This is a genomic window from Diaphorobacter sp. J5-51, assembly GCF_001023515.1.
In the GTDB taxonomy this organism is placed as follows: domain Bacteria; phylum Pseudomonadota; class Gammaproteobacteria; order Burkholderiales; family Burkholderiaceae_C; genus Diaphorobacter; species Diaphorobacter nitroreducens.
Genome location: NZ_JSYI01000115.1, coordinates 15,373 through 28,038 on the forward strand (window position 1 = coordinate 15,373; position 12,666 = coordinate 28,038).

At 61.0% G+C, this 12,666-nt stretch carries 7 protein-coding genes; all 7 read left to right on the forward strand.

Annotation, left to right across the window (positions count from 1 at the left end; translation table 11 throughout):
• Positions 1 to 27 precede the first annotated feature (27 nt).
• Positions 28 to 3,723 (forward strand): hypothetical protein, encoded by a 3,696-nt coding sequence (locus OX89_RS14220; protein WP_047351120.1) that lies wholly within the window; start codon positions 28 to 30, stop codon positions 3,721 to 3,723.
• Positions 3,720 to 6,419, forward strand: a complete 2,700-nt coding sequence (pglZ, locus tag OX89_RS14225; RefSeq protein WP_047351121.1) for a BREX-2 system phosphatase PglZ — start codon at positions 3,720 to 3,722, stop codon at positions 6,417 to 6,419. The genes OX89_RS14220 and pglZ overlap by 4 nt, the downstream gene beginning before the upstream one ends.
• A complete protein-coding gene (gene brxD, locus OX89_RS14230; RefSeq protein WP_047351122.1) occupies positions 6,416 to 7,726 on the forward strand; it encodes a BREX system ATP-binding protein BrxD in 1,311 nt (436 codons plus the stop codon). Before pglZ ends, brxD begins: the two co-directional genes overlap by 4 nt.
• The gene (locus OX89_RS14235) at positions 7,723 to 9,774 is read left to right on the forward strand and encodes a DEAD/DEAH box helicase (protein WP_047351123.1); all 2,052 of its coding nucleotides are present in this window, start codon (positions 7,723 to 7,725) and stop codon (positions 9,772 to 9,774) included. The genes brxD and OX89_RS14235 overlap by 4 nt, the downstream gene beginning before the upstream one ends.
• Positions 9,771 to 10,271 (forward strand): hypothetical protein, encoded by a 501-nt coding sequence (locus tag OX89_RS14240; RefSeq protein WP_144731151.1) that lies wholly within the window; start codon positions 9,771 to 9,773, stop codon positions 10,269 to 10,271. Before OX89_RS14235 ends, OX89_RS14240 begins: the two co-directional genes overlap by 4 nt.
• Positions 10,268 to 10,915 carry a hypothetical protein gene (locus OX89_RS17830; protein ID WP_052952281.1) on the forward strand — a complete coding sequence of 216 codons (648 nt, stop codon included), beginning with the start codon at positions 10,268 to 10,270 and terminating at the stop codon, positions 10,913 to 10,915. Before OX89_RS14240 ends, OX89_RS17830 begins: the two co-directional genes overlap by 4 nt.
• 33 nt (positions 10,916 to 10,948) lie before the next feature.
• A partial coding sequence (locus tag OX89_RS14250; protein ID WP_047351124.1) for an SNF2-related protein occupies positions 10,949 to 12,666 on the forward strand: 1,718 nt, incomplete at its 3' end.

Sequence of the window (12,666 nt, forward strand, 5' to 3'; positions counted from 1 at the left end):
AACACCCCTCAGCACAGCACCTGTTACATGACACTACTCAAAGACCTTATTCATATCCCCGAGCGCGTGCATCAGGGTGACTTCGTCCTGCAACTTTCAAAAGGTGTCACTGAGCCAGATCAGACCCTGCGGGACTATGTCGTCACGCCGCAGTTGGTGGACGCGTTCGCCAACGCCCTGGGCTTTATCCAGCAGGCGGTGCAGACCGGGGGCAGCAAGGCCGCCTATCTGCATGGCAGCTTCGGCTCGGGTAAGAGCCACTTCATGGCGGTGCTGAACCTGCTGCTGGCTGGCAATGCGCAGGCCCGCGCAACGCCTGAGCTGGCTGATGTGGTGGCACGCCATGGATGGACCGAAGGACGCAAGTTCCTGCTGGTGCCGTATCACATGATCGGCGCGCGCGACATGGAGTCGGCCATCCTGGGGCAGTACGCCGAGTTCGTCCGCAAGAAGCACCCGGACGCCCCAGTGCCGGGCTTCTATTTGGCCGAGGGAATGTTCAAGGATGCCCGTGACCTGCGCGAGCGCATGGGTGACGACGCCTTCTTTGCCAAGCTGAACGAAGGTGCCAGTGGCGGTGGCGATGGCGGCTGGGGTGCCTTTGAGAGCGGATGGGATGCCGTCTCTTTTGAAGCGGCCATGCTGGAGCCGCCCAACGGTGAGGAGCGCGCGCGTCTGGTGGGGGACTTGATCACGCAGTTCTTCTCGGCCTATCGCACCCTGGCGGGCAGTGGCGAATCGTATGTGTCGCTGGATGACGGCTTGAGCATCATGAGCCGGCATGCCAAGGCGCTGGGCTATAACGCAGTCATTCTGTTCCTGGACGAGTTGGTCTTGTGGCTGGCCAGCCATGCGGCAGACGTCAACTTCGTCAGCCGTGAAGGCACCAAGCTGGTCAAGCTGGTGGAGGCCACCAATGCGGATCGCCCCATTCCGCTGATCAGCTTCGTGGCTCGACAGCGTGACTTGCGGGACCTGGTGGGTGAGAACCTGGCCGGGTCGGTGCAGGTTCAGTTCAGCGACGTGCTGAAGCACTGGGAGGCGCGCTTCCATCGCATCACCTTGGAGGACCGTAACCTGCCGGCCATTGCTGAGAGGCGTGTGTTGCGGCCGGTGGACGAGGCCGCGCGGCAGACCTTGCAGGGCACCTTCGACGACCTGTTGAAGCTGCGCAAGGACGTGCTCGACACCCTGCTGACCACGACGGCCGACCGGGATATGTTCCGCAAGGTCTACCCGTTCTCTCCCGCACTGGTGCAGACCTTGATTGCCGTTTCAGCCGCGTTGCAGCGGGAGCGGACGGCATTGAAGCTGATGCTTCAGTTGCTGGTGGACCGCCGCGACGACCTCGAATTGGGGCAACTGATCCCTGTGGGTGACCTGTATGACGCGATTGCTGAAGGGGATGAGCCTTTCAGCGAGGGCATGCGTCTGCACTTTGAGAATGCCAAGCGCCTTTACAACCAGCGCCTGTTGCCCATGCTGGAGCGTCAGCACAGCGTGACCTGGGAGGCCATCAAGTTGGGACAGGCTGACCCGGCAGCGGCCAAGAACCTGCGCAACGATGCGCGGTTGCTGAAGACGTTGCTGCTGGGGGCGCTGGTCCCCGAGGTGGAATCGCTCAAGGCCCTGACCGCCCAACGTCTGGCGGCCCTGAACCACGGCACTTTCCGATCTCCCATTCCAGGGCGAGAAGCGCAGGACGTGCTGCGCAAGTGCAGGGATTGGGCGAGCGAAATCGGCGAGATCAAGATCACCGAAGACCAGAACCCGATCATCTCCATCCAGGTGACGGGCGTTGACATCGAGCCCATCCTGCGTGCGGCTGAAGCCAACGATAACCCCGGCAACCGCCGAAAGCGCATCCGCGAGGCCTTGTTCAAGGAGCTCGGGATTGAGGACACGGGTGACCTGTTCAGCACCTACGAGTTCAACTGGCGCGGCACGCGGCGAGAGGTCGAGTTGCTGTACGAGAACGTGCGTGAGATGACGGACGACCGTCTGCGCGGACGCTCAGGCATTTGGACTGTGGTGCTGGACTTCCCGTTTGATGAGGCCAACTTCGGCCCGGCCGATGACCTGGCTCGCCTGGCTGCGTATCGAGGCGGTGACACCAAGACACTGGTGTGGATTCCCTCGTTCCTGAGCAACAAAGCGATGGCGGACCTGGGACGACTGGTGGTGCTGGATTACATCCTTCAGGGCGAGCGCTTTGAGACCTACGCCGGTCATCTGTCGTATGTGGACCGTGTGCAGGCAAAGGCGCTGGCACGCAACCAGCTGGACCAACTGCGCATCAAATTGCGTTCCCAGTTGGAGGTGGCGTACGGCATCAGTACCGAGCCGCGCGATGCAGTCAGCAACCCGCTGACAGCAGACCAGCAGTTCCGCTCTCTGGACCCAACCTTGTCGCCGCGCCCGCCGGTAGGCGCTGACTTCAAGTCGGCCTTCGAGAGTCTGTTGGGCCAATTGTTCGCGCATCAGTATCCGGCCCACCCGGAGTTCGATACCGAAATCAAACCGGTGGTGATCCGCAAGATCTGGCCGGAGGTGCAAAAGGCCATCGAATCGCCGGGCCAGCGCGGACTGGTTCAGGACGCCGGCCTGCGCAAGCTGGTTCGGTCCGTCGTCAACCCTTGTCAGCTGGGGCAGATGGCGGAGACGCACCTGTTGATTGAGCCGCACTGGCAGTCGCGTTTTTCCCAGGCCCACGCGCGAGACGGGGGTGGCCCAATCACGGTTGCCAAGTTGCGCCAGTGGATCGATACACCTGCACCGATGGGCCTGCCGCTGGAGTTGCAGAACCTCATCATCCTGGCCTTCGCGGCATCCACGAGCCGGCGTTTCACCATGCGTGGTGGGCCTTATGAGCCGTCAGTGGACAGCATGCCGGATGAATTGGAGTTGCGGGAGCAGTCTTTGCCATCTGCTGGCGACTGGCAGCTTGCGTTGCAGCGTGCATCGAGCTTGTTTGGCTTGACGCTCGGTCAGACGCTCAACGCAGCCAATGTGGGCAAGCTCGTCGACGAGATCAAGCTGAAAGTTGGAGAAAAGCGAGATGCGGTGACGCGCCTGGTGGTGCAGGTGCGGGACCGTGCCGGCCGATATGCGGGCGGTGCCGCCGGAGCGCGGCAACAAACGGCGGAGTCTGCTCAATCGCTCCTGGCCGCTTTGGCATCGGCTGCCGACTCAGAAGTTGTCGCCGTGCTGGCGGGGGCCGATTTGCAGACCTCTGAGGCTGCCGTTGGCCGTGCTCTGGGCCAGGCAAAGGCTTGCGCCGATGCGCTTGAGTCGGGAAGCTACTGGCAGTTGTTCGATGTGGTTCTGAAGCTCAGTGACAACCGGGCGGACGCAGCCCAGGTGATCGGGCGGCGGTTGGCTGAGGTTCTTACCAGCGATGAGCATGTGCTGGCGCTTAAGGGCCGGCTGGATGAATTGCACCGTGACGCCATGGCCCTGCTTGCCGCTGCTGCGCCGGCGCCAGCTCCGGCTGCGGTGCCCAGTTCCGTGCCTGGTATTCCCGTACCGGCTCCGGCGCCCGTAGAGATCCCACCGGTGCCTGCCAATCTGGCGCCTGAGGTGGTGGCCGAAAAGCAGCAGCTGAATCTGACCGCAGATGAGGCCGTTGCGGCTCTGGAGGAACTGAAAGCCCGCGTGACCAGTGAGCGAGATCTGGAGCTGACGCTGAGCTGGCGCCTGCAGCGCAAGGGCACGCAGCTATGAGTTTGTCCACGCCTCAGATCAAAGCGCAGCTGGAACGCGTGCTGGACAGCGATCCGGCAGCGCAGGCAGTTGCGATCCGAGCGACGGTGAAACAGGCCTGGCCTGACTCGATTAGTCCGCTGGGAAGGCCGTTTTCGATTCGGTGGTGTGAATCGTCTCTGGCGATCCGCGAGGCTCTGTGCGAACTGGAGCAGCGTGAGCATCCGACCTCCGGCATGGTGGTGATCACACCGCTGTCCACACATGAAGTCGCCGAGGACATTGCAGCCCGCTTGGCCCGTGCCCGGGTGTTTCAGCCGGAAGGATGGGACATCGTCCGCGTGATGTTCCAGGCCAAGGGGACGGACGCGCGTTTGGGCCGGTTTGCCTGGATGCCTCAAGCCCTGATCGACGGCGCAGCCCAGGGTGATTACCAGCCAGTGGCCAACGGCTTTTTGGACTTGGAGACGGCCTGGCGTGAGGTTTTAGCGCGATTCTTGGGAATCGAGGTGGCTCGACCAGATGCAGTGAGTTTGCTTACCTGGTCATTGAGGCCCGAGGCCGAGGCCAGGCTGGGGCCTTTGCCGGCTGCGATGCGGACATCCATCTTGAGCTGGCTTGCAGAGACATCCGGCGCTGCTGGCGCCATGGTGCTGGGGTGTATCCAGGCTGGACGTACAGGGGATGCACTGTCCCTTGGACTGGTCAGTGGTGTGATCTTCGCCCCCGACGGTGAAGGGCAAACAGCCTTGGGTCAGGCGGCCATTCGTCTGGAGCGGTTCGTCAATGGCCAGCACGTGGGCGTCAAGGAAGGCCGTGAGTGGGCGGAGGCTGCGGAGCAGGTCGTGCGCAGTCTCGGTGTGGAGGGCTGTCGTGCGGCACTGGATCGCGCTGATGCCTTGCTCCAGGATCTTCGGATCTCAGAGTTTGCGCATTTGAGTGATGTCCTGCCGTTGGCGTTGGATCAACGCCTGACGGACTTTGCGGTGGCGCTGAGTACCCATGCAGCGGAGCCCACCGAAGCGAACCTGCAGCAGGTGGAGTTGCATGCTGACCGTGCCTTGAGGCACATGCTGATGAACAGCCAGCTGCCCCGCAAGGAGCGCGTCGAAATGGCGCGGCGCCTGGCTCGCTGGCTCATCAGTCCGATGCCTTCCGGGGCGGCGTTGCCGGATGCCTTTGAGTGGCAAGCGGACGAGGGGGCTTATGTGGATTGGGCCCGCTTCAGGTTGTTGGGTGGGGATGAACTCAGCGAATTGTCCGAGGCCTATGCCGCCTGTCGCCGCGCAGCGATCACGCGACGGGATGGATTCGCCAAGTCCTTTGCCCATGCGCTTGTGCAGTGGAACGCTCAGCCCCCCGCTAACAGCGGTCGAGTTGTCCTGCTCGAGCAGGTTTTGGAGCGTGTGGTCGCCCCGATTGCGGCAGTTCAACCCACGTTGCTGCTGGTGATGGATGGTTTGAGCAACAGCATCTTCCGCGAACTGTTTGCACGGGCATCCACTCACGGCTGGACTGAATTGGTGCCCACCGCACAGGGCACGCCGTTCGTTGGAATGGCGGCTATCCCGACGATCACCGAGGTCAGTCGAACCAGCTTGCTGTGTGGGCGGCTGACCACCGGTAACCAGGCGCAGGAGAAGCCCGGATTTGCGTCGCATCCGGCGCTGATGGCGGTTAGTCGAGCAGAACTTGCCCCCAAGCTCTTTCACAAGGGGGACTTGGCCGACGGCGGAAATCTTGCATCGGAAGTTCGTTCGGCCATCGCTAACCCGAAGCAGCAGGTTGTCGGGGTGGTCTACAACGCGGTGGACGATCATCTCAGCGGGCCTGATCAACTGAACCAGCGATGGGCATTGGAGGATCTGCGACTGCTATTGCCCTTGTTGCGCGAGGCCCGTGAAGCCCGTCGCGTGGTGATCATCACTGCGGACCACGGTCATCTGCTGGAAGATGGCACGACGCAGATTCCGGGCGGGGAGAGTGATCGCTGGCGCTTGGGACGTACCGCCGCCTCACCCCAAGAAATGGCCGTCAGCGGGGGGCGCGTGGTCACCAGCGATGGCTCGAATGCGGTGGTGTGCCTTTGGGGGGAAAGCAGCCGGTATGCGGGCCGCAAGAATGGCTACCACGGCGGCTTGTCGCCCCAGGAGTTGACCGTCCCCCTCAGCCTGTTTGCTCCCTTGGGCTCGAATCTGCCAGGCTGGAGGCCAGCTCCACCCACTCAGCCGGATTGGTGGGAGCTACCGCCATTTCTGCAGCCCAAAAGCGCTGTTGCTGCGCCTGCTGCGCAAGCGAAGCCCACACGCAAAAAGACGGTGTCGGCGGAGGCGCAGCCGGGCCTGTTTGCCCCTGTCGATCTGCCTCCGTCAGCAGCTGATAGCGCCCCTCCGGACTGGATTGGGTTGCTGCTGGCCAGTCCGATCTACGCCTCGCAGCGGCAACTTGCGGCACGTGTCGCGTTGCCCGACGACAAGATGAGGCTGTTACTCGAGGCCGTGTCGGAACGCGGCGGAAAACTGTCTCGGGCGGCCTTGGCAAATCGGCTGTCGCTGGCAGAGGTTCGCATGGGCGGGCTTCTGAGTGCCGTGCGACGGATGCTGAACGTGGACCAGGCACCGGTGCTCACCGTTGATGAGGCCGCGGGATCAGTTGAGCTCAACATGACCTTGCTGCGGCAGCAGTTCCGGTTACCTACCCAGGGGGGATTGTCATGATCAGCGCGGCTCGACGTGAAGACATCGTCAGCGCGCTGCGTCGTGGCACCGTGCCCAACAGTGGCTTGGACGCTCTTGCGGTTGGGATTGAGACTTTTGCGTCTACCCTCAATGAAGAGTTGGATGTCGTCGCGACAGGCAGAGGCGGCTTCAAGGCAGTCCGGGGTGAGTACGGCACGGGCAAGACCTTTTTTGGACGCTGGCTGCAGGAGCGGGCTCGCTCAAAGGGGTTCGCTGCGACAGAAGTACAGATCAACGAAACCGAGACACCTCTGCATCGGCTGGAAACGGTCTATCGGCGACTGGTTGAGCACCTCGGGACGGCCGACATGGCCAGCGGTGCTTTCAGAAGCGTCATTGACGGCTGGTTTTACGCCCTGGAGCAGGATGTCCTGGCAGACCCTTCGGTAGACCCGGACGATGCGCAAGACCTTCTGAAGCGGACAGATGCGCTCATGGAGGCGCGCCTGAGCACCATCAGCAAGACGGCACCGGCGTTTTCCGCTGTGCTTCGAACCTATCGGCAGGCCCTGGCGAGCAACGACGGCATGCTGGCTGAGGGGTTGATCAGCTGGCTGGCTGGCCAGCCCAATGTCGCGGCCAGCGTCAAGCGTGCCGCGGGTATCAAGGGCGATTTGGACCACTTTGGGGCCAGCAACTTCTTGGTCGGTCTGCTCACGATCCTTCGTGACAGCGGCTTCTCTGGGTTGGTACTGGTCCTCGATGAGGTGGAGACCTTGCAGCGTATGCGTACCGACACCCGCGAAAAGGGGCTCAATGCTCTGCGGCAATGGATCGATGAGATTGATGCCGGTCGCTATCCCGGGCTCTACCTGGTCATCACAGGCACCCCAGCCTTCTATGACGGTCCGCAGGGCGTACAGAGGTTGGCACCTCTCGCGCAGAGGTTACATGTCGACTTTGGCACCGACCGACGATTCGACAATCCCCGTGCGGTGCAGATCCGACTGTCGCCGTTTGACCATTCAGCCCTGCTCTCCGTTGGTCGCCGGGTGCGTGACATTTACGCGGAGGGGGTGGCAAACGAGCACCGCTTACGGTCGGTGGTCGATGACGCTTACCTGGAAACCTTGGCCCGCGCGGTGGCAGGTGGTCTTGGCGGTAAGGTCGGTGTGGCGCCGCGGCTGTTCTTGAAGAAGCTGGTGGCAGACGTTCTGGATCGAGTGGATTTGCATCCCGACTTTGATCCCCGCAAGCACTATTCACTCACGCTTTCCGAGAGCGAAATGTCTGCGTCCGAGCGTGCAGCGGCCAGCGCAAATTCCGTGGATGACATCGAGCTGTGAGCGAATTCGAGCAGCTGCACCCATCCCTTCAGTACCACGTCGTCAACACGCTGGGCTGGAGTACCCTGCGCCCCACCCAGCTGGCGGCCATTGCGCCGATTCATGCCGGAGCACACTGCCTGTTGCTGGCACCTACGGCGGGCGGAAAGACGGAGGCGGCAGCCATCCCGATCCTTTCCAAAATGTTGAGAGAGTCCTGGTCGGGCACCAGTGTCTTGTACATCTGCCCTATCAAGGCGCTGCTCAACAACCTTGAGCAGAGGTTGACCCATTACGCCGGACTGGTCGGTCGAACCGTCACCGTTTGGCACGGCGACGTCTCCCAGTCGCGGAAGCTGAAGGCGATGAAGGAGGCACCCGACATCCTTCTGACGACGCCGGAGTCCATTGAGGCGATGCTGATTTCCGTGCGCGTGGATCGTCCAACATGGTTTGGGAATCTGCGGGCCGTGGTGGTCGATGAGCTGCACGCCTTCGCTGCTGATGATCGCGGATGGCACATGCGTTCGGTACTGCAGCGGCTCGAGCACTACCTGCCGCAACCGCTGCAACGAATCGGTCTTTCTGCAACGGTCAGCAACCCGCAAGAGCTCTTGCAGTGGTTCGCTCCGTCGGGAGAACGGCAGGTGGTTGGAAGCGCCACCGTTAGCACCGATGCCGATGTCACCATCGATCACGTTGGCAGCCTCGAAAACGCAGCAACGGTCATCTCGCGCCTCCATCGAGGTGAAAAGAGGCTGGTGTTTTGCGACTCTCGCAGCAGCGCTGAGCAGCTCAGCAGCATGTTGCGCACCAAGGATGTCCGGACCTTCGTGAGCCATGCGTCGCTGAGCGCAGCGGAGCGTAAGCAGGCCGAAGCGGCATTTGCTGAAGAAAAAGACTGCGTGATCGTGGCGACATCGACCCTGGAGTTGGGCATCGATGTAGGAGATCTGGATCGTGTGATTCAGATCGATTCGCCGTCCACGGTGTCGTCCTTCCTTCAGCGCATGGGGCGAACCGGGCGGAGGACTGGCGGTGTGAGGAACTGTTTGTTCCTTACGACGAGTGAAGATGCTTTCATGTTGGCTTTGGGAGTCACCCAGCTGTGGTCTCAGGCCTGGGTTGAAGCCGCGCGGCCTCCGGAGGAGCCTTGGCCCATAGTTGGGCAGCAAATCCTTGTGTCCACACTGGAGCGCGGCGAATGGCCAGCCAGCGAAGTCATCGCGCTTTTGTCGCGCTGCTTCCCCGAGTTGCCTGAAGACGGCTTTCAGTCGATGTTGACTCACATGGTTCAGAAGGGGTACCTGGATGCCAGCGAGGGGTTGTTGCGTATCGGTCCCCAGGCTGAGCGCGACTTCGGCCGTGGGCATTACCGAGACCTGTTGGCGTCATTCAGTGGGGCGCAACTCCTGACTGGCCGGCATGGCAGTGCGGAGGTGGGCTACATCGACCCCACGGTACTCTCCGGTGATGAGCCTCAGCGGCTCTTGCTCTTGGCAGGTCGCAGCTGGATGGTCAAGGAGATTGAGTGGTCGAAAAAGATTGTCTGGCTGGAGCCGGCGAAAGAGGGCGGCAAAGCTCGATGGATGGGCGGCGCACGCAGCCTGAGCCGTGAGGTCTGCCAAGGCATCCGTGCTGCCCTCATCAGTGGAACGCCACCAGGCGTGCATCTGTCGCTGCGCGGCAAGTCTGAGCTTTCAGCGTTACAGGAGGAGCTCGCGCTCTCTCCAGGCGGGGACTTCGTGTCTAGGGCCGAAGGCCATCAGGCTCGCACCTGGACTTTTGCGGGCACCAAGCAGAACCGGACCTATGCCCGTACCGCTTCATCTGCCGGGAAGCGAGTCAAGTTTGATGCGCTCAGCGTTCAAGCTCCTGCGGCATCGCTGGTGTCCAAAAACGGCGGCGAAGCTGATGTGCAGTTGACCGTAGACGAGGTCTCACAGTTGGCCGAGGGGATCAAATTCGCGGATTGCGTGCCCGCAGATTTGCTTCTTCAGATAGTTGTTGCGCGGTTATTTGTGACCGAGTCGACGTTGGCCAATCAATCGAAGGGAGGAATGGCATGACAGCGCAGATTGCAGAGCGACTGAAATTCAAGGGTGAGGAGGTTGCCATGTGCACGAACCCCCTCAGCGATTATTTCGCCATGGGCGGATTCAACCCACGATTCGAGTCCAACTGCACTGCCTTGTGGCGTGGTTACGTTGGCAACTGGGAAATCGTGAACGACCGCCTGTACCTGATCGGACTGAACGGAACCCTGGAAGACGGTACCGAAGCGTCATTGGCGACCATCTTCCCTGACTTTCCAGAGCGGGTTTTTGCCCACTGGTACTCCGGCACGATCCGTATCCCCCAAGGCAAGCAGCTTGAATATGTCCACATGGGCTACGGCAGCACCTTCGAGCGGGACTTGTTCTTGGATGTCGAGCGAGGGGTGGTTGTGGCGACCCGAGAACGTCACAACGGGACGGCCGAGTCTGAGAACGCTCCTGAAGGTTACGAAATCGGCGCCATGACGGTATTCCCTCGGACCGGCAAGGATGGGGGGGAATCGGTGTGATCTATCTCTACTGGTACCTCGGTATCGGGGTGGTGGTCCTTGCGGTCGTCTACGGCGCTCATCACATGACGAAGGGGAAGGAGTCTGAATCTCTTCGTGATCTGCTCGAAGCCATAAATCCGGATCGCAAGAAGCTTTCATACCGTATCCTCAACAACTTTGTCGCGCCCCTTCTCGCGGCCATCGCAGTGGTCGCCGTCTGGCCCGTGGCCGTTTTCATGAAAGCCAAGGAGCTGTTTCAAAAGAAGGAAAGCTACGTGTCCCCGGAGGAACGCGAATTCGTCGTTGAGCGCGACCACTTGCTGGAGCGACTGACTGTGCAGGAGATCGAAAGACGCGAGGTTGTCGTAGACCCGCTCAAGGCTGCACCTGAATTGCCATTTGGCCACCTCAACGCAGCGTGGCAGGACTTCCTCAAGGGTCACGCCGATGGAGTTGAACTGTGGTCGTTCTCGGCACAGTGGCAGACGACCTGGGGGCGCAAAGAGCTGCGTTGTGGATACGTTGCCGTCGAAGACGGAGTGCCGGGTGCCCATTTCTTGACAGTGTGGAAGGAACTCCCAGAGGTGCCGGAAGCCGATGGCAAAGCAAAACAGGTGCGCGTTGATGACATTCCAGGCTGGCTCAAGAAGCATGCTGACTGAGTGTCAGGCGCGATACCTCATCAAGGAGATCTCATGCAATGGGAAAAGGGCACGGAAGTTCGTCGAATCGACAACCCCGGAAAACTTGGTGCTACGACAGGGCAAGTACGGGCTCGCGGGTCCATCAGCTACTACGGGGTCCGTTGGCGTGACGGGACAAATGACTACGTTGCGGAAGACCAACTCGAGCTGATCTCCACGGCTCAGAGCGATGACCCTTATGGGGTGATCGAGAGCGGTCGATTTGGTCGAGCAGAAGACCTCCGCCGCAGTTTGACGCACGTGCACCTGTCCGGGCGACTCGCCAACTTGGTGTACTCGATGGGCGTTACGAACACTGAGTTCTTCGCACACCAATACAAGCCCTTGCTGACCCTGTTGGAATCGCCCGCCGATGGTTTGCTGATCGCTGACGAAGTCGGTCTGGGCAAAACGATCGAGGCGGGCATCATATGGACTGAGTTGCGGGCGCGTGAGGATATGCGTCGACTCCTAATCGTGTGTCCGGCAATGCTGCGCGAAAAGTGGCGAAGCGAACTGAAGAACCGCTTCGGAATCGACGCCAGCATCGTGAATGCAGCTAATTTGGCTGATGAGCTGAGAAACAGCAGCAGCTTCGGTCCGTCCAAAGCCTGGATTGCGAGCTATCAGGCGCTCAGACCACCGAAGTCTTGGAAGCCGACAGCGGAGTCAACCGGTAAGAGACTGTCGGGTCGTTCAGTGCTTGCCAACCTACTCGATGAGAACGCGACCGACGATCCACTGATCGACCTGGTTGTATTCGACGAGGCGCACTACATGCGCAACCCGGAGAGCGCCGCGCACACCCTGGGTGAGATGCTGCGGGAGGTGTCGCACCACCGGGTGTTGTTGTCGGCAACCCCGATTAATCTTGCGAACGAGGATTTGTACCACCTGTTGCGCCTGTGTGACCCAGATCACTTTCAGTACCCTTCGAGCTTCAGAGAAATGCTGGCCGCGAACCGACCGCTGGTGTTGGCACGCGACGCGGCACTGCGTCGAAACTCCCGATCAGAGGAGATCATCGAACATGTCAAAGCGGCAGCGTCCAGCGAGCTGCTTGCGAATTCGCGGCAGCTGGCCTCAATCCTTGAGGATCCACCGACGCAGGAGCGCTTACAGTCTGCCGAGTACCGAGCAGAACTGGCATCCAGTTTGGAGCGAGTGAATCTGCTAGGGCATGTGGTGACTCGCACACGCAAGCGCGATGTGCAGTTGGAGCGCCCGCGTCGGGAAGTGACGCCTGAAAAGGTTCCCATGACCGAGGCGGAACGAAAGTTCTATACCTATGTGACCGAGGTCACCCGAGATTACGCCTGGCGTCGCGGTATCTCTGATGGCTTTCTGCTGGCTACGCCTCAGCGGCAGGTTTGCAGCTGCCCTGCTGCTTTCGCCCGCGCATGGCTCGGTGGCGACAGAACTTTAGTCGAGGACATGGCTGAACTCGTGTTGGAAGACATGGAGGAAGGCGAAGACGAGAGCGAGTTGGAGGACATCAGCGCAACGCTGAAGGAGTTCTTGCTCGCCAACCGTCCAAGAGATGTGGACGCTGCTGAACTCGAAAGATCAGATTCGAAGTTCGCGCGGCTCCTGGATGTGTTGTCGGACTACTTCGCTGACAACCCCGTTGAGAAAGTCATTCTCTTCAGCTCTTTCCGTGCGACGGCTCACTACTTGGCCGAGCGGGGAGTGTCAGGATTTCTGTGTGTGAGGCTGTTGAATCCGTCACT